The 17,898-nt window shown below is 64.0% G+C and carries 18 protein-coding genes; 8 read left to right on the forward strand and 10 right to left on the reverse strand.

Annotated elements, in window-relative coordinates:
• The first annotated feature begins 120 nt into the window (after positions 1 to 120).
• The 3 genes from hspQ (at position 121) to ACI3KQ_RS04970 (ending at position 3,289) form a co-directional block, all read left to right on the forward strand.
• On the forward strand, positions 121 to 492 hold the full coding sequence (gene hspQ, locus ACI3KQ_RS04960) for a heat shock protein HspQ (RefSeq protein WP_404955350.1): 372 nt from the start codon (positions 121 to 123) through the stop codon (positions 490 to 492).
• A complete protein-coding gene (locus ACI3KQ_RS04965; protein WP_404955352.1) occupies positions 455 to 1,264 on the forward strand; it encodes a GDSL-type esterase/lipase family protein in 810 nt (269 codons plus the stop codon). Before hspQ ends, ACI3KQ_RS04965 begins: the two co-directional genes overlap by 38 nt.
• A gap of 90 nt (positions 1,265 to 1,354) precedes the next feature.
• Complete coding sequence (locus ACI3KQ_RS04970; protein ID WP_404955479.1) at positions 1,355 to 3,289, forward strand: OPT family oligopeptide transporter; 1,935 nt, start codon at positions 1,355 to 1,357, stop codon at positions 3,287 to 3,289.
• Between the two features lie 10 nt (positions 3,290 to 3,299).
• Here the strand turns inward: ACI3KQ_RS04970 and ACI3KQ_RS04975 are convergent, their stop codons facing one another.
• Together ACI3KQ_RS04975 and queF are read right to left on the reverse strand one after the other, a co-directional pair.
• On the reverse strand, positions 3,300 to 5,942 hold the full coding sequence (locus ACI3KQ_RS04975; RefSeq protein ID WP_404955354.1) for a M1 family metallopeptidase: 2,643 nt from the start codon (positions 5,940 to 5,942) through the stop codon (positions 3,300 to 3,302).
• Between the two features lie 164 nt (positions 5,943 to 6,106).
• Positions 6,107 to 6,574 (reverse strand): preQ(1) synthase, encoded by a 468-nt coding sequence (gene queF, locus ACI3KQ_RS04980; protein ID WP_404955356.1) that lies wholly within the window; start codon positions 6,572 to 6,574, stop codon positions 6,107 to 6,109.
• Here queF and ACI3KQ_RS04985 point away from each other — a divergent pair.
• From ACI3KQ_RS04985 to ACI3KQ_RS05005, 5 genes are all read left to right on the forward strand, one after another.
• Complete coding sequence (locus ACI3KQ_RS04985) at positions 6,573 to 7,862, forward strand: hypothetical protein (RefSeq protein WP_404955358.1); 1,290 nt, start codon at positions 6,573 to 6,575, stop codon at positions 7,860 to 7,862. The genes queF and ACI3KQ_RS04985 overlap by 2 nt on opposite strands.
• A gap of 184 nt (positions 7,863 to 8,046) precedes the next feature.
• Positions 8,047 to 8,892: a 3-mercaptopyruvate sulfurtransferase gene (sseA, locus tag ACI3KQ_RS04990; protein ID WP_404955360.1), complete on the forward strand. Its 846-nt coding sequence runs from the start codon at positions 8,047 to 8,049 to the stop codon at positions 8,890 to 8,892.
• Complete coding sequence (metC, locus tag ACI3KQ_RS04995) at positions 8,889 to 10,112, forward strand: cystathionine beta-lyase (protein ID WP_404955362.1); 1,224 nt, start codon at positions 8,889 to 8,891, stop codon at positions 10,110 to 10,112. Before sseA ends, metC begins: the two co-directional genes overlap by 4 nt.
• Positions 10,109 to 11,374 (forward strand): mechanosensitive ion channel family protein, encoded by a 1,266-nt coding sequence (locus ACI3KQ_RS05000; protein ID WP_404955364.1) that lies wholly within the window; start codon positions 10,109 to 10,111, stop codon positions 11,372 to 11,374. The genes metC and ACI3KQ_RS05000 overlap by 4 nt, the downstream gene beginning before the upstream one ends.
• Before the next feature lie 78 nt (positions 11,375 to 11,452).
• The gene (locus tag ACI3KQ_RS05005; RefSeq protein ID WP_404955366.1) at positions 11,453 to 11,962 is read left to right on the forward strand and encodes a beta-carotene hydroxylase; all 510 of its coding nucleotides are present in this window, start codon (positions 11,453 to 11,455) and stop codon (positions 11,960 to 11,962) included.
• Here the strand turns inward: ACI3KQ_RS05005 and ACI3KQ_RS05010 are convergent.
• The 8 genes from ACI3KQ_RS05010 to ACI3KQ_RS05045 form a co-directional block, all read right to left on the reverse strand.
• On the reverse strand, positions 11,959 to 12,828 hold the full coding sequence (locus tag ACI3KQ_RS05010; protein WP_404955368.1) for a class I SAM-dependent methyltransferase: 870 nt from the start codon (positions 12,826 to 12,828) through the stop codon (positions 11,959 to 11,961). The genes ACI3KQ_RS05005 and ACI3KQ_RS05010 overlap by 4 nt on opposite strands.
• Positions 12,825 to 14,225, reverse strand: a complete 1,401-nt coding sequence (gene thrC / locus ACI3KQ_RS05015) for a threonine synthase (RefSeq protein WP_404955481.1) — start codon at positions 14,223 to 14,225, stop codon at positions 12,825 to 12,827. Before thrC ends, ACI3KQ_RS05010 begins: the two co-directional genes overlap by 4 nt.
• 44 nt (positions 14,226 to 14,269) lie before the next feature.
• Positions 14,270 to 14,908, reverse strand: a complete 639-nt coding sequence (locus ACI3KQ_RS05020; protein WP_404955370.1) for an SURF1 family protein — start codon at positions 14,906 to 14,908, stop codon at positions 14,270 to 14,272.
• Complete coding sequence (locus ACI3KQ_RS05025) at positions 14,905 to 15,300, reverse strand: DUF983 domain-containing protein (RefSeq protein ID WP_404955371.1); 396 nt, start codon at positions 15,298 to 15,300, stop codon at positions 14,905 to 14,907. Before ACI3KQ_RS05025 ends, ACI3KQ_RS05020 begins: the two co-directional genes overlap by 4 nt.
• Before the next feature lie 80 nt (positions 15,301 to 15,380).
• Positions 15,381 to 16,211, reverse strand: coding sequence for a cytochrome c oxidase subunit 3 (locus tag ACI3KQ_RS05030; RefSeq protein ID WP_404955373.1), 831 nt, complete (start codon positions 16,209 to 16,211; stop codon positions 15,381 to 15,383).
• A 43-nt stretch (positions 16,212 to 16,254) separates the two neighbouring features.
• Positions 16,255 to 16,833: a cytochrome c oxidase assembly protein gene (locus ACI3KQ_RS05035; protein ID WP_404955376.1), complete on the reverse strand. Its 579-nt coding sequence runs from the start codon at positions 16,831 to 16,833 to the stop codon at positions 16,255 to 16,257.
• Positions 16,833 to 16,964: a hypothetical protein gene (locus ACI3KQ_RS05040; RefSeq protein ID WP_404955378.1), complete on the reverse strand. Its 132-nt coding sequence runs from the start codon at positions 16,962 to 16,964 to the stop codon at positions 16,833 to 16,835. The genes ACI3KQ_RS05035 and ACI3KQ_RS05040 overlap by 1 nt, the downstream gene beginning before the upstream one ends.
• A complete protein-coding gene (locus ACI3KQ_RS05045) occupies positions 16,961 to 17,881 on the reverse strand; it encodes a heme o synthase (RefSeq protein WP_404955380.1) in 921 nt (306 codons plus the stop codon). The genes ACI3KQ_RS05040 and ACI3KQ_RS05045 overlap by 4 nt, the downstream gene beginning before the upstream one ends.
• Positions 17,882 to 17,898: the final 17 nt, after the last annotated feature.

Raw genomic sequence — 17,898 nt, forward strand, 5'->3', positions numbered from 1 at the left:
AAGGTCTGGCGAATGCCATCCCGGTCGAGCGGCGGCCATTAGCGAATGAATACCGACTTGCCAAGCGGCCCGGACCGTATTTTTCTTGTAACGCAGCGGGAGCGTCTTAAATTGCAGGGCATGACCGACCTGACCCCCATTATCGGAGCCCACATTACCGCGCCGCCCGTGGTCCATGCGCGTTTCAGCATTGGCGACATCGTGAAACACCGGCTTTTTGGCTTTCGCGGCGTCATATTCGACATCGACCCCGTCTTCGCCAACAGCGAGGAATGGTATCAGGCGATCCCGGAAGAATCGCGGCCCGACAAGCATCAGCCATTTTATCACCTGCTCGCTGAAAATGGTGAAGCCAGCTATGTCGCCTATGTCAGCCAGCAGAATCTGGTGGTCGATGACAGTGACGAACCGGTCGATCACCCGGCGATAGGCGGCATGTTCGGCACCTACGCGAATGGCAAATATCAACTGCGACCACTGCATCGCCAATAAAGCCCATCCGAAGTTGAGATTCGACCTGGCAGCGCTGCTGGCGCTGGCCTGCCCGGTCGGCGTGGAGGGCAAGGCGCCTGACACGGCCGGTCCTGCCCACGTCAACGCCGACCCGACTTTCCCTTTCTCCAACGAAATCGCCGCTTTCGCCAAAGCCGACGCGGCGGGACCGGCTCTTTCCAACGCCGTGTTGTTCCTTGGCAGTTCCAGCATTCGCCTGTGGAACACGGGCGCCAGCTTTCCAGCCCGGAACGTCATCAATCGCGGCTTTGGCGGGGCCACGACTAACGATGTGCTGCGACATTATCCTCGCCTCCTGCCCCGCGCGAAGCCCAGTTCAGTGCTGGTCTATGTCGGTGAAAATGACCTGGCCGGGGGCGCAAACACGGACACGGTCTCACGCGACGTCCTCAGCCTGATCAGGCGGCTGCGGGCCAGCTACCCGGCAGCGCGGATCGCCTTTCTCTCGCTCAAACCCAGCCCCATAAGATGGACGCTCTGGCCCAAAATGGCCGCGGTCAACATGACCGTCGCCGCGCGCAGCCGGGCCGCCGGTTTCGACTATCTGGATGTCGCCGCCAGCCTGCTGGCCAACGACGGCCTGCCGGACGCGTCGCTGTTCACGCGCGACGGGCTGCACATGAATGCGCGCGGCTATCAACGCTGGACCAAGCTGGTGCAAGACTGGCTGCAATCATCTTCGTCCCCACCACCTGCCCAGAACCGGCCCCTTCGCGAACGGGTGGACCGGATTTCTTCACTCTCCGATTGATCCACGGCCAAGCAACATTATTACCATGCCCCAGAACAGGCGTGGATTAGGGGAAAAGCCGTGACGACCGATCCGATCAAAACCACGCCGATGGCGGAACTGACGCTGCGCGGCGTCGTGCTGGGCGCTGTCATCACTGTCCTCTTCACCGCAGCGAACGTCTATCTCGGCCTCAAGATCGGCCTGACCTTCGCCACGTCGATCCCGGCCGCCGTCATATCCATGGCGGTGCTGCGCCTGTTCGCGACCGGCAATATCCTGGAAAACAACATCGTCCAAACGATCGCGTCGGCCGCAGGCACATTGTCCGCGATCATCTTCGTGCTGCCGGGCCTGGTCATCATCGGCTGGTGGCAGGGCTTCCCCTATTGGCTGTCCGCCTTCACCATCGCGCTGGGCGGTATATTGGGCGTCATGTATTCCGTACCGCTGCGCCGCGCGCTGGTCACCGGGTCGGATCTACCCTATCCCGAAGGCGTCGCCGCCGCCGAAGTGCTAAAGGTCGGTGCGGGGTCGCGTGAGGGGCTGGAGGAAAACCGGCGCGGCCTTGCCGCCATTGTCATGAGCGCGCTCGCTGCTGCGGCCTTTTCGATTGCTGCGAAAACCCGATTGATCGCGGAGGAAGCCGCCACCTTTTTCAAGCTGGGCGCCGGAGCGACATCGGTTTCCACCAGTTTTTCCATGGCCTTGATCGGCGTCGGTCATCTTGTCGGCCTGTCGGTCGGGATTGCGATGTTCGTGGGCCTGTTGATCAGCTGGCTGGGACTGGTGCCCTGGTTGACGGCGCCCCTGCCGGCTGGGGTGGACCTTGCCGAGGTGGTCGGCACCACCTTTCGCACGAAGGCGCGGTTCATCGGCGCGGGGACGATCGGCGTGGCGGCAATCTGGACCTTGCTCAAGATTCTGGGGCCGATCATCACCGGCATCCGGTCCGCCATGGCCGCCGCAAAGGCGCGCAAGGCTGGCGGCAACGGCCTGCTCGACCTGACGGAGCGGGACCTGCCGATCGGCATCGTCGGCGGCACGATCATCGCATCGCTCGCACCGATCGCGGTGCTGCTCTGGTATTTCGCGCAAGGGGGGCCGATCGCGCTCAACCCCGTGCCGATCATCATCCTGACGCTCGCCTATATCATGGTCGCTGGCATCGTCATTGCGGCGGTGTGCGGCTATATGGCGGGCCTGATCGGGGCGTCGAACAGCCCGATTTCCGGTGTCGGCATCCTCGCGGTGCTGGGCGCGTCGCTGATCCTTGCCGCCATTTACGGGTCAGGCGGAGACCCTGCTGAAACGCAGGCGCTGATCGCCTATGCGCTGTTCGTCACTGCCATCATTTTTGGCATCGCCACGATTTCCAACGACAATCTGCAGGATCTGAAGACCGGGCAGTTGGTGGGCGCGACCCCGTGGAAGCAGCAGGTGGCGCTGGTGCTGGGCGTGATATTCGGGGCGCTGGTGATCCCGCCTATCCTCGACCTGCTCAACAGCGCCTTTGGCTTTGCCGGTGCTCCGGGCGCAAAGGCCACCGCCCTGCCCGCACCCCAGGCGGCGCTGATCTCCGCGCTGGCCAAGGGCGTGCTGGGCGGCGATCTGGACTGGTATCTGATCGGCGCGGGCGCATTGATCGGCGTCGTCGTGGTCATAGTCGATGAACTGTTGGGCCGCGCGGGCAAGCTGCGCCTTCCACCGCTCGCCGTGGGCATGGGCATCTATCTGCCGATGGCGCTGACCCTGCTGATCCCGATCGGCGCGGCCATCGGCCACCTCTACAATCGATGGGCCCGGCGTCAGTCCGACCCCGACTTTGCCGAACGGATGGGGGTGCTGATGGCAACCGGCTTCATCGTCGGCGAAAGCCTGTTCGGGATCGCCTTTGCGGGCATGGTCGCCGCGACCGACAGCGACGCGCCGCTGGCGCTGGTCGCGGAGCACCGCTGGGCAGTCCCTCTCGCCCTGCTGATCTTTGCCACCACCGTCGGCGCGCTCTACACGCGCCTCCGGCGTCAGGCATCGCTGCCCTTCTGACAGCGAACGCTCATTTACGGGCGAACCAGCTGATCAGCGCAGGCTTCAACCGCGCGCGCGTTTCGATCCGGGTCTTGATCGCAGAGATGGAGCGATCCACCACCTTGCGCGATTCCGGGGTCAGGTGCTGGCTGGCATAGCTGTCCAGCTTCGTCGCCATCGCCGGGTCGGCCGATCCGCCACCCAGCCGCGCAATCGCCTGCGACCGGGCAGACACGTCGATCAACGCTTCATATTGCTGCCGATGCGCCAGCACATAGTCGACCGCCAGCATCGGATGCTCGCCACCCACCTGGGAAATGATCGCCGCACTGGTCGTCTTGCCCGGTTCATCGGTCAGCGCCAGGTCGAGCGCCTTGCGCGCCAGCGCTTCGTCCTTGGCAGCGCCCAGCAATGCGAAGGTCGCGCTCTTCTCCAGATCCGTTTTCGCGCCGTTCGCCATGGCGCGCAGCCGGTCCCATGTCGCCGCATCGGCATTTTGCGCGATGATCCGCAGCCAGCTGTTGCGCAGCGGCCCGTCCAAAGCGGCGGGATCGCTGGCCAATGCGGCAAAGCGCCGGTTCGCCTCGCCCACTACCGCATTATCACCCATGCTGCCCAACGCCGCCACCAGCGCGGACCGAAGCACCGGCACCTGCGGCCCTTCACCAGCTTTGGCGTCATAGCCGATGTTGGCGATCATCGGCGTCAGCTTCCTTGAGGCATAGGCCGCGACCTTTGCCTGCGCCGCCTTGTCGCCTTCCAGCATCGTGTAGGCGCTGGAAAGGTAGCCCGGCACTTCCGCCAGCACAGCAGGACTTGCCGCCGCGGGCACGGCATCGATCAGGTCAAGCGCCAGGCCGATGGGCTGATAGCCGCCCAGCCCCAGCTGGAAATTGTCGGCAAGCAGCCCGGTCTGGTCGATGCTGGAAAGCCGCGTGAAATCCTTTGCCAGCGCCTTCACATTCGCCTGCGGGTAGAGCGAGCGATAATAGCCCGTCTGCCCGGCATTGATCACATAAGCCCCGCATCCCGGCAGCGTCATCTGCCCCTGTCCGTTCAGGATCAGCCGCTGTGCCTGCCCGCCCAGCACCTGCGCCTTGACCGGCACGTTCCAGCTGAGCGGGGCCTTGTCCTTGCGATCGCGGCTAAATTCGCCCTGGCTCAGCCGCAGCATCATGTTGCCACCGCTGCACCGGGCGCTGTCCACCTTCACCAGCGGGATGCCCGGCTTGGACGTAAAGTCATGGGCGATGGCAACCAGACCGGTCGCGCCGGCGCCCTCGACCGCTTTCCACAGGTCATCGGTCACCGTGTTCCCATAGGCATGCGCCTTCATGTAGCTGCGAATGCCACTGCGCCACACATCTTCGCCCGCATAGCCTTCCAGCATGGTGATCACCGCCTCACCCTTTTGGTAGGTGATGGCGTCGAAAGCCTGGTTCACTTCTTCGACCGTATTGATTTTCTGCACGACGGGGTGGGTCGTCGCCAAGGCATCCAGCCCCATCGCCCGCTCACGCCCCTCAACCCTGGTCAACAGCATTTCCCAGTCGGGGTTCAGCTTGTCCGTCACCTTGGTCGCCATCCAGCTGGCGAACCCTTCATTCAGCCAAAGGTCGTCCCACCAGGCCATAGTGACCAGATCGCCGAACCATTGATGGGCCATCTCATGAGCAACGATTTCATAGATGGTCCGCTTCGTTTCTTCGGACGTGAAACGCGGGTCCACCAGCAAGGCCCGTTCGAAGGTAAAGATCGCGCCCCAATTTTCCATCGCGGAAAAAAACTGGCTCTGTCCCGGCCCTGCGACATTGTCCAGCTTGGGCAGCGGGAAAGGCACGCCGAAATAGTCGTTGAACCAGGGCAGGATCGCCGCCGACGCGTCGAGCGCCAGTTGCGCCTTGCCCGTATTGCCCTTGCCGGTGATCACGCCGACTTCGGTCGCCCCGGCCATCTTGGTCGCGCGTTCCAGCTCGCCCAGGCCAAAGAACAACAGGTAGGACGACATTTTTGGGCTGGTGCCGAATGTCACCTGCGTCTTGCCGCCGCCCATATCCTTCGACGCCCGGACCGGCATGTTGCTGACCGCCAGTTCCCCGGTGGGCACGATTGCCGTCAGGTCGAATGTCGCCTTGTAGCTCGGTTCATCAAAGCTGGGGACGAAACGGCGAGCGTCCGGCGCTTCGAACTGGGTGAACAGCGCGCGCTTCGCCTTGCCCGCATTGTCCGTATAATCGAGCGCGAATAGCCCGTTCGCCTGCGTGTTGATCACGCCCGCATAAACGATATCGACCTTGTAATTGCCCGGCTGGAGCGGCTTGCCGAAATCCAGGGTCGCGGTTTGCGCGGCTGCGTCGATCCGGGCGCTGCCCTTCACCGCCTTGCCCTTTGCCGGGGTCAGCCGGACGTCGCTGATGGTCAGGTCTGCCGCATTCAGAACCAGCGCGGGCAATGGCTGGGACAGGACGATGTCAATCGTCACCTTGCCGCTGAACTTCAGGTTGGGGGCATCGGGGGTGACGGTGATCGCATAATGGCTGGGCGCGGCGCCGCGCGGCAGCTGGGTCGTGATATTGGCCGCGGGGCCAACGGGCGCCTGCGCAAGGACAGGCTGGACAAAAGCCACTGGCGCAGCCGCCAGCATCAATGGAAGCATTTTGGCAAAGGACATCTGGTTCGCAACTCCGACACGTTGGAACGGCGCAGCCATACGGCGCCACGCCATGATAGTTGCGGGATCGAACCTTTTACCGCGCTGGTCAAGCGCCGCCGTTCGCCCGCGATGTCATTGGTCGAACGCAATTATTCATTTGTCAAACAGTGCGGAGGAAGGCGTCAGCCGCGCCCGCGATAGCCCGGCACATCCTGCGGAGGCAGCCACAGCCCGGCGGGCGGCTCGCCCGATTGCCAGAATACATCGATGGGAATGCCGCCGCGCGGATACCAATATCCTCCGATGCGCAGCCAGATCGGCTGCATTTCGTCGAACAGCCGCTCGCCAATGCCGACCGTGCAATCTTCATGAAAGGCGGCATGGTTGCGGAATGAACCGAGGAACAGCTTCAACGACTTCGATTCGACGATCGTTTGGGCCGGTGCGTAGTCGATGACCAGATGAGCAAAATCGGGCTGCCCGGTGACGGGGCAAAGCGACGTGAACTCCGGCGCGGTGAAACGCACCAGATAGGGCTTTCCGGGCCGGGGGTTGGGCACATAGTCGAGCACCGCCTCCTGCGGATGCGCGGGCAGCGCGCTGCTCTGGCCAAGATGGATTGGTTTCGATAGGCTGGGCGTGTCGGTCATGTCCGGCCATCTACGCCATTGCACGCATAATGTCATCGTCTCGCCACATGGCCGCATCGTTCACATCCCGTTCAGCGGGCCATCGCCTTGGCTGCGGCCCATGATCTCGCGTTCCGCCCTGATAATCATCCTGCCGCTGCTGCTGGCCACGCCCGCGATGGCGCAGCAGCAGGACGGCGCCGATCCGGTGTTCAACCTTCCCCGCGCCGGGCAACCGCAGGCCGACCCCAACCGGCAGGGACCTGAACTCGACGTCTATCGCGGCGGGCCGGTTCAGCTTCCGCCGCCACCCGTGACCGTGCCCACGATCACGCCGCCACCGCCAGTGGTCCAGCCGCCCGCACCTTCGACCGCCACGCCACCCGCTACGGAACCGCAGCGCCCGGCGGCACGCCCCGCGCCCCCTCCGGCCGCGCCAATCCAGCCCTCGCCACAACAGGACGCCACCGCGAACGAACCATCGCCCAACGTTCTGCCGCCCCCTGCCCCGGCAGAACCAGAGGCCCAACCCGCGCCGTCCCCGCCGCAGGCTGACACCTCCCAGCAGGCGACCGGCAGCTTTTCATGGACCTGGGTCGCAGCAGCGCTCGCCCTGCTGATCGCGGCAATCGGCGCAGCCCGTCTTCTCCGCCGGAAGGGGTCCGACGATATAGACGCGCCGAGTCCCGAAGCGGAAGAAGCGACAATCGCGCCAGCGGTAACCAAACCCCAGCCCGCACCTGCCCCAAAGACGCCACCACAACGGCCAACCCCCGCCCCGCCCACCGGTCCGCGTCCGTGGATCGACCTGACCATGGAGGTGCGCAGCGCCCGCCTCTCGCTGATGGGGGCGACCATCGATTATGTGCTGACCCTGCACAATCGCGGTGACGGCCCGGCGGAGGACATTCTGATCCGCACCCTCATCGCCAATGCCGACAGCGGACAACAGGCCGCGCTTCAGCAGTTTTTCGCCGGCGCGACCGGCCTGCCGACCCACTCCGTCGTTTCCGTCATGGCAGGCGAAAGCCACAGCCTGAAAGGGGAGCTGCGGCTGCTGCCGGACCAGATATCCCCCGTACGGATGGAAGGCCGCGCCCTGCTGATCCCTCTGGCGGCGTTCGACGTGCAATATCGCTGGACCGGGGAGCAGGGCGCTCCGGGTTCCGGCCGGACGGGACGAGCATTCATCATCGGGCAGGAAAAATCCCCGCCTGCCGACCGGCTGGCGCCTTTCAGGGCCGACCTTGGCCCACGCCAATTCCCTACGCCGGGAAGCCGGGCGACCGCGCTCACGCTCACCAACTGAACAAGGCGGGCGGGAAAGTCCCTTTCCACCGACCGCGCCCGCTCCTTGGAGCGCGCTGCGTTTAACCGGACGCAGGTTGCGCGCTCCAGTTTTTTGTTGTCGCATCGTTTTAAGCGCAAAACCGGTTCCCACTTTTACGCACGATGCTTTAGAAAGATCAGAACGGCACTCACAGAGGGGCGGCATGGACATATTGGTTTCCACCAGCTGGTTGGCGGCAGAGCTTGGCAAAAGCGACCTGCGCATCATCGACGCCAGCCTGTTCCTGCCGGGCGATCCGCGCGACCCGCGCGCCGAATTTGAAGCGGCCCATATTCCCGAAGCCCGTTTTCTGGATCTGCCAAGCCTGAGCGATGCGGACGACCCCCGACCCGGCATGCTCCCCAGCGATGATTTCATGACCGAACGCTGCCGTGCGCTCGGCATCGACAGCAACAGCCGCGTCGTCGTCTATGACAACAGCCCGACACACAGTGCTGCGCGCGGCTGGTGGATGATGCGCCTTTATGGCGTCGGCGCGTCCGCTTCGATTCTGGACGGCGGCCTGCCCAAATGGCTGGCCGAAGGAAGGCCGGTCGAAAGCGGCTGGCCCGTCGTCCCACGCGGAAACGCCGTCGCCCGCCGGGCCGAAGGGCAGGTGCGGACCAAGGAAGACCTGCTCGCCAACCTGCAGGGCGGACCGGCGCAGATCGTCGATGCCCGCAGCGCGGCCCGCTTTTCCGGGGAAGACAAGGAACCGCGTCCGGGCATGGCGTCTGGCCATATCCCCGGCTCGCGCAACATCCCCTCGTCCACCCTCTTCACATCCGACAACCGTATGAAGACTGGCGATGAACTGCGCCGCCTTTTCATCGATGCGGGCGTCGATTTCGACCGTCCCCTCATCACCAGCTGCGGCAGCGGTGTGACGGCTGCGATCCTGCTCGCGGGACTGGAGATGCTGGGGAAGACCGACGTCACCCTTTATGACGGCAGCTGGTCCGAATGGGGTCTGGACCCCGCCATGCCCAAGGCGGTGGGACCGGCATGAGCGGCGGGGATGGCGGCAAGGATGGACGGCGACCGCTGACGAAGCTGGTGCAGGCCGGTCGCAAGGCCGAATGGACCGGCATGCCCGGCCAGCCTGGCGCTATCGTCAATCCGCCGGTCTGGCGCGCGTCGACCATCCTCTATGACGATGTCGCCCATCTGCGCAGCGCAGCGGGGGCCAGCACGCACGAGCGGCTATTTTACGGGCGGAAGGGCACGCCGACGGCCTGGAGCCTGGCCGATGCCCTGACAGAGATGGAGCCGGGCGCTGAAGGCACCATGCTTTTCCCCTCCGGCGTGGCGGCAATCGCTTGCGCCCTGATGGCCGTACTGAAACCGGGCGACCATCTGTTGATGGCCGACAGCGCCTATGACCCCACGCGCAATTTCTGCGAACAGATGCTGCGCCCGCTGGGCATAGAAACCGTCTATTATGATCCGACGATCGGCGCGCGCATCGCCGACCGCATCACTGGATCGACCCGCGCCATCTTTCTGGAAAGCCCCGGCAGCCTCACTTTCGAAGTGCAGGACATTCCCGCCATCACGACCATCGCCAGGGAAAGGGGCATCGTCACCCTGCTTGACAACACATGGGCGACGCCGCTCTTTTTCCCGGCGCTTTCGCATGGCGTCGATATCTCCATTCTGGCCTGCACCAAATATATTGTCGGCCACAGCGATGTGATGATGGGGTCCGTCACGGCAACTCCCGCCCTGTTTCCCGCCATTCGCCGGTCGGCCTATCTGTTCGGACAGATGACCAGCCCGGATGACGCATGGCTGGCTTCGCGCGGCCTGCGGACCTTGGGCGTGCGCCTCCGCCAGCATCAGGACAGCGCGCTGACGGTCGCCAACTGGCTGGCGGACCAGCCCGACGTCGCACGCGTCCTCCACCCCGCCCTGCCGTCCTGCCCCGGTCATGATATCTGGCGGCGCGATTTCACCGGCTCCAGCGGCCTTTTCAGCTTCGTCCTCCAGGGTGGCGACGAACAGGCGCGCGCCGCGCTGATCGATGGCCTCGCCCATTTCGGTATCGGCTACAGCTGGGGCGGCTTTGAAAGCCTGGCCCTCCCGGTCGATCCGGCGCGCCATCGCACGGCCACCCGATGGCAAGCGGAAGGCCCCGTCGTGCGCCTCAACATCGGGCTGGAGGATCCAGCGGACCTCATCGCCGACCTGGATCAGGGCCTCGCCCGCTTTCGCGCGGTGCGCGGATGATGGCGGGGCTGCCCGACCTGCTGGCGCTGCTGCCCGGTGATCCGGCAATCGTGAACCCGCTGGTCGCGCTGGCGCTGGCGACGCTGGTCTATCTGGCCGCCGATGGCCTGGCCCACATCGCCGCCGCCCGTCTGCGCCGCCGCGTCACGCCGCTGGGCGAAGCGCTGGACGGGCATCTTCGCCCGATATTGCGCCATGCCCTGGCTGGTGGCCTGCTGGCAACCTGCGTGGCGCTATGGCCAGCGGACGGGCTGGCCCATCTGATTCTGGGCGCGGCGCTGGCGCTGGCCATGGCGCTGCTGGCCTGGCACATATTGCGCAGCCTCGCCATTCCTCAACTGGCCGTCATCCCGCTGGTCCTGCTGCTGTTCGTCATGGTCCTGTCGGGCAGCAGCGGCGGCTTTGCCCCGGTCGCGGACATGCTGGACGAAATCGGCATCGACCTTGGCAAGCGCCGCCTAACCCTGCTCGGCATATTCAGCATGGCGGCGATCTGCGTCGCCCTGTTCGCGGCGGTGCGCCTGACCAACCGGCTGGTGGCGCGCAGCATCGCCCATACCAGCGGACTGGACCCCACCCAAAAGCTGCTGGCGCAAAAGCTGGGCGCGATCGGCGCGATCGTCGTCGCCTTTTTCGTGGGCATCGACCTTCTGGGCATCGACCTCACCGCCTTCACCGTCTTTTCGGGTGCGCTGGGGCTTGCGGTCGGCTTTGGCCTGCAAAAGACGTTCGGCAACCTGATCGCGGGCATCATCCTGCTGATGGACCGTTCCATCAAGCCGGGGGACATCATCGTCGTCGGCGAAAGCTTTGGCTGGGTGAACAAGATCGGCGTGCGCGCTGTGTCGGTGATCACGCGCGACGGCAAGGAACATCTGATCCCGAACGAAAATCTGATGACGCAGGAGGTTGAAAACTGGTCCTATTCCGACCGCAATGTCCGCGTGCGGATTCCCGTGGGCGTCGGTTACGACAGCGATCTTCAGCTTGCCCAGCAGCTCATGCTGCGCGCCGCGCAGGAAAGCCCGCGCGTGCTGCGCAATCCCAAGCCCAATGTCTGGCTGACCGCCTTTGGCGAAAACCGCGTCGAACATGACATATTGGTGTGGATCAGCGATCCTGAAAGCGGCGTCGGCAACGTCAAGTCCGACGTCCTGAACCGGCTGTGGCTGCTGTTCAGGGACAATGGCATCACCATCCCCTATCCGCAGCGCGTCCTGCACCATGCCGATGGCGCGGCAAGGCCAGGTGAGCGGGCTTGACCAGCCCACCGAACCGCACTGCTCCCCTCCGGTGATTTACGGGTCGCCGGGCCGGACTTGCCGCTCTATATGTAGCGCATGTCGCCCGTGCTGCTCCTCATCTTTCTCGCCACCATCGCTGCGATGGAGGGCTTCGCCTATGTCATGCACCGCTGGGTGATGCATGGCCCCGGCTGGTTCCTGCATGCCAGCCATCATCGGCCGCGCAACGGCATGTGGGAAGCGAACGACCTTTATTTCGTGATCTTCGCCATGCCGTCCATCCTGCTGCTGCTGGGCGGAGTGCAATGGGACTGGGGGGACTGGGCGACGGCCTGTGGCGCGGGGATCGCCGCCTATGGCCTCATCTACCTCGGCTTCCACGACATCATCGTCCATCGCCGGATGGCGCACCGCTATGTCCCGCGTTCCAGCTATATGAAACGGATCGTGCAGGCCCATCGCCTGCATCATGCGGTCGGAACCCGGCTGGGATGTGTCAGCTTCGGCTTCCTCGTCGCCCCGCCCCCGGAACAGCTGAAACGCGAACTGGCCCGCAGCGGCGCAGCGATCCGAAAAGCGCCTGACTACGAAAAGACCGAAGCCTAACGCGCCCAGCGCGCCCAGATCGCCGTGGGCAGCAACAATCCCCGCGCTTCTTCCCGCACGACCAGCTCGCCCGCCTCGACCGTGCCGGGCAGATCGGCAAAGGCCTGCCTGACCAGCTCGCCAATCGCGATCGCCGACATGCGCACGGCATAGACCGTCAGGAACAGAAAGCGGCTGTCGGCGTCCAAAAGCTGGCGGCAATTGGCGATAAGCCCCGGCAAATCTTCTTCCAGTCGCCAAACCTCCCCATCGGGGCCACGCCCATATTTGGGCGGGTCGAGCAGAATGCCGTCATAGCGCCGCCCGCGCCGCACTTCACGGCTAACAAACTTCGCCGCATCGTCGATAATCCAGCGCACGGGCCGGTCATCCAGCCCGGATGCAGCCGCATTGTCGCGGGCCTGCGCCACCGATTTCTTCGACGCATCGACATGCACCATCTGCGCGCCCGCCGCCGCCATCGCCAGCGTACCGACGCCAGTATAGCCAAACAGGTTCATGACCTGCGGATCGGGTTTGTCCGCGACCTGTTCACGCATCCAATTCCACACCGGCGCCATGTCGGGAAAGAAGCCCAGATGGCGAAAGGGCGTGCAACTGGCCTGGAAAGTCACCTCATTCCAACGGAGCGGCCAACCATGCTGTGGCACCGGCTGACTATGGACCCAGCGGCCGCCGCCATCCTCGTCCGATCCCGGAACGAACTCACCATCGGCGCGCCAGCTCGCCTCCGCCGGAGCCCACATCGCCTGCGGCTCAGGCCGGATGAAGCGAAAGCGGCCGTAGCGCTCCAGCTTGCGGCCATGCCCCGAATCGATCAGCCCATAATCGGGCCAAGGCTCGCCAATGAGTGTCTGCAGATTCATGCCCGCGGCGTGGCGCGCTCCGCGACATAGGCGGTCACGGCCTCAAAGGTCGCGGGCAGCTTGGCACAGGCTTCCTCGCGCGAAAACAGGTCGCCCATGCGCGGCGGTAGCGGCGGACGGATGCCCATCGCCCGCTCGACCGCATCGCGGAACTTGGCGGGGTGCGCCGTCGCCAGCGTGACGACGGGAATGCTTGGGTCCAGCTCCATCGTGCGCGCGGCGGCCAGGCCTATGGCGGTATGCGGGTCAATCACCTGCCCCGCAGCGTCAAATGCCCAGCGTATGGCCATGTTCATGCCATCGCCATCGACACGCGCCGATGCGAACAGCTCGCCCGCGCCAGCGCGCTGGGCGTTGGTCAGGCGCATCGCGCGGCTGGTTTCAAACCCCTTCATCTGTTCCGCCAGCGCCAGGCCGTCGCGCCCGCCCGCTACGAACAGCAGGCGTTCGAAATTGGAACTGATCTGGATATCCATGCTGGGCGTCGCGGTCTGCACCACCTGCCCCTGGCTATAGTCGCCCTCCGCCAGCGCGCGATGCAATATGTCGTTGACGTTGGTCGCAACCATCAGCTTTGCAACCGGCAGACCCATGCGCGCCGCGACATAGCCAGCGAACACGTCGCCGAAATTGCCGGTCGGCACGGAAAAGGCCACGGGCCGCTCCGGCGCGCCCAGGCGGACAGCGGCGTAGAAATAATAGACGACCTGCGCCATCAACCGCGCCCAGTTGATGCTGTTCACCGCAGACAGGTTGAACCGTTTGGAAAAGGCGGCGTCGTTGAACATCGCCTTCACCAGCGCCTGCGCGTCGTCGAAACTGCCTTCGATGGCGATATTATAGACATTGGGCGCGCGCACGGTCGTCATCTGCCTGCGCTGAACGTCGGATACCCGGCCTTCAGGATGCAACATGAAGATGTCGATCTTCTCGCGACCGGCGACCGCGTCAATCGCGGCGGACCCCGTGTCGCCAGAGGTCGCGCCGACAATCGTCAGATGGTCGTCGCGGCGGGACAGGAATCGTTCGAACAACTGCCCCAGCAGTTGCAGGGCCACATCCTTGAACGCCAGGGTCGGGCCGTGGAACAGTTCCAGCAGCCAGTTGCGGTGGTCGAGCTGGACCAGAGGCGTCACCGCCTGATGGCTGAACCGTCCGTAAGCGGCGGTGCACAGTTCGCGCAGTTCCTCTTCGCTCAGCGATCCGGCGACAAAGGGAGCCATGACGCGCACAGCGGTTTCGACATAGGACAGCCCCGCAAGCGCGCGAATATCGTCCGCTGAAAAGCTCGGCCAGCTTTCAGGGACGTACAGCCCGCCGTCGGGCGCCAGCCCTGCCAGCGTCACATCTTCGAAACCCCGCGCAGGCGCGCTTCCCCTGGTGCTCACATATTGCATGATGGGAAAGCGCGGTAGCGAGGCAGCGGCCATGGGGCAAGCGTTTACGACGGACGGGACGGCGGGACGCGCTTGCGCAGCGCCAACAGGTAGATGACCACAGCCACCGCAGCGAAGAAGAACCATTGCACCGCATAGGCCAGATGGTTGTTGGGAACATCAGCCGCGCTGGGCGGGGCCACCGCCTTCAGACCGGCGGGCGGCTGCTGCGCGATCAGCATTGGCCGCAGGGGCGACGCACTTCCGCCCGTTCGGGACAGCAGTGACCGATGATCAGGCTCCTGCGAAATCCAGCCGCGTACCTGGCCTCCTGTCCAATCCGGCTTCAGGTCCGGCTTTTGCCCGACGCCGATCGCCACCAGTGCTCCAGGGCCTTCGGCGCCGGTCGCGCACTCGGCCAGATAACGGTAGCCGGTCGACCCGTCAGCGGCGCGACCCGCTTCCGTGCGCCATCCGGTCACGCGAATGCATTGCACAGAAGATCGGCGAAACAACAGATCGGGGTGGACCGGCGCCATGGCTGGATAGCTGATGGATGGCTTGGTCGGGTTGGCCGCCGCCAGGGCCAGCATCGCTTCCTTTTCGCCGCGTCGCTGCAACTGCCACACACCCAGGGCAATCATGACCGCAATGGCTGCCGCCACGATCAGGGTCGGGATGACGGGTATGCGCATCCGGGTCATGACCGCATATCCTTCACCAGCTGCCCTTCACGAGCCTTGTTGCGATATTCCAGCGTCAGGAGCGCGCCCTTCGCGATCCGCAGGCTTCCGATAACCGCCGCCACCGTGATCGGCGTCCACAGCAGCATATGAACCCAGAGCGGCGGGTGAAACGTCAGTTCCACATAAAGCGCCAGCGCTACCATCACCGCGCCCACGATCAGGGTCAGGAATGCCGCCGGTCCATCGCCCACATTGAACTGGCCATAGTCCAGGTCGCATTGGCGACAATGGGACGAAAATCCGATCAGCCCGGCGAACAGCGTCGTCGCTCCGCAACGGGGACAGCATCCGCGCGATGCCGCCATGATCAGCGGAAGGGATGGATGTGCTACCGGTTCTGACGATGTCATGGCGCAGCCATAGCCGGGGCCGCCCCAAAAGAAAACGGCCGGTATGACCCGGCCGTTCGTTCACCTTATTGCCGTCGGGATCAGCCGCCGTGAATAGGCGCGCCCCAGCCGCCCCATACATAGATGGCGACGAACAGGAACAGCCAGACCACGTCGACGAAGTGCCAGTACCAGGCAGCAGCTTCGAACCCGAAATGCTGGCGCGGGGTGAAGTGGCCCTGATAGACGCGGATCAGGTTGACGATCAGGAATATGGTCCCAACCAGAACGTGGAAGCCGTGAAAACCGGTCGCCATGTAGAAGGCCGAGCTATAGGGGCTGCCGCCGAACGGGAACGGCGCGTGCGCATATTCATAGGCCTGGATCGACGAGAAGAGCAGGCCCAGGATGACGGTCAGCCACAGTCCCTTCTTCAACCCTTCGCGGTCGCCATGGATCAGCGCATGGTGCGCCCAGGTGATGGTCGTGCCCGAACATAGCAGGATCAGCGTGTTGAGCAGCGGCAGCTCGAACGCGTTCATGACCTCGACGCCCTTGGACGGGAACATGCCTTCGATCGGCGCCAGCTGGCTGGGGAAAAGCGAGAAGTCGAAAAAGGCCCAGAACCAGCCCACGAAGAACATCACTTCCGAAGCGATGAACAGGATCATGCCATAGCGCAGGTGCAGCTGGACCACCGGAGTGTGGTCGCCAGCATGCGCTTCGTCGATCACATTCGCCCACCAACTGTACATGGTGAACAGCACGCCTGCCAGGCCGATGAAGAACACCCAGCCACCACCCGCAGGCATGGCATCGGGGTGCATCCACATGATCGCGCCAAGGGCCATTACCAGCGCCGACATCGACCCGAAAAACGGCCAGATGCTGGGCGGAAGAATGTGATAATCGTGGTTCTTGGCGCCTGCCATGACGTGCTCTTCCCTGTTCGCAGTTCGCGTTATCGTGGTTGCCTTAGCTTGGCTTCTTGTCCTGCTCAACAGGATAGAAGGTGTAGCTCAGCGTAATTTCCTGCGTGTCCCGATTGTTCGGGTCCGCCAGAATCTTCGGATCGACATAATAGAGGACTGGCATCCTCACCTCTTCACCCGGCTTCAACGTCTGCTGGGTAAAGCAGAAACACTGGATCTTGGTGAAATGCGCGCCCGCCTGCGTCGGCGTCACATTGAAACTGGCCGTGCCGGTCACTGGCTTGTCCGACATGTTCTTCGCAATGAAGATCGCCATGTCGCGCGCGCCCACGGTGACCGTGTCGGTCCGATGCTCCGGGTAGAACTGCCAGGGCATGCCAGGCTGGACATTGGAATCGAAACGAATCGACATATTATGGCCAACCGCCGCGCGGACGTTGATGTCACCCGATGCCCGTTGGGTCGTGCCGCCAAAACCGGTCTGCTGGCAGAATATGCGGTACAGCGGCACCGACGCAAAGCCCAGGCCCAACATGGCCACGCCCACCGCCGCCATCGTGATCAGCGTGCGCCGATTACGGCGGTCTCGATCGAATGGAGAAGGTGGCAGGCTCGCGGCCATCACTGCGCCCCGCCGATCTTGGCGATGGTGATCGCGTAGAACAATATGACCAACGCCCCCAGCAGCACGCCGGTCAGGATGGCGCGGGATTTCTGGCGGCTACGCACCTGTTCCTGCTCCTCTGGCGTCATGACAGCAACCACCGATCCGCGACGACCGCGCCAAAGAGGACAAACAGATAAATGATCGAATATTTGAACAGCCGCCGTTCCGGCTTCATCCGGCTGGGGTCGGTTTCGCGGTGCCGCAGCACCTGGAACGCGAACAGGACGAACAATGCCGTGCCCGCCAGTGCCGTCACGCCATAGACCAGGCCGGTCAACTTCAGCAGCACGGGGGCCATCGCCGCCACTGCCATGATGGCGGTGTAAAACCATATCTGCCGGCGGGTCGCGACCTCGCCCGACACAACGGGCAGCATCGGAATGTTCGCCGCCGCATAATCCGTCTTCACGAACAGCGCGAGCGCCCAGAAATGCGGTGGCGTCCAGAAAAATATCAGCATAAACAACGCGATAGGCAGCGCCGTAATGTCGCCCGTAACGGCAGCCCAGCCAATAACAGGCGGAAATGCCCCCGCCGCTCCACCAATAACAATATTCTGTGTCGTACGCGGTTTCAGCCAGATCGTGTAAACAAAAACGTAAAAAAGAATCGACACCGCCAAAACCGCAGCGGCCAGCCAATTTGTCGCGACGCCCATCAGCAGCACAGAAAAAAAGGAAAGGCCAACCCCAAAATGCAGCGCGGACTGCCGATCCATGCGCCCGGCAGGAAGTGGCCTGCCCGCCGTCCGCTTCATCTTCGCGTCGATATCTGCTTCATACCACTGATTGAGCGCGGCAGCAGCACCTGCGCCAATCGCGATGCACAGGATCGCCGTAAAGGCCAGAATCGGATGCAGGTGTCCAGGAGCCGCCAACAGACCGCACAGGCCGGTGAAAACTACGAGAGTCATCACTCGTGGCTTCGTCAATGCGACGAAGTCCCGCCAATGTGCGGGAATTGCCGGAGCGGTGCTCCTGTCCAAGAACGGCGAACTTGCCATATGCTCCTCATGCGGCA

It is taken from the genome of Sphingobium sp. ZW T5_29, assembly GCF_044987515.1.
Classification (GTDB): domain Bacteria; phylum Pseudomonadota; class Alphaproteobacteria; order Sphingomonadales; family Sphingomonadaceae; genus Sphingobium.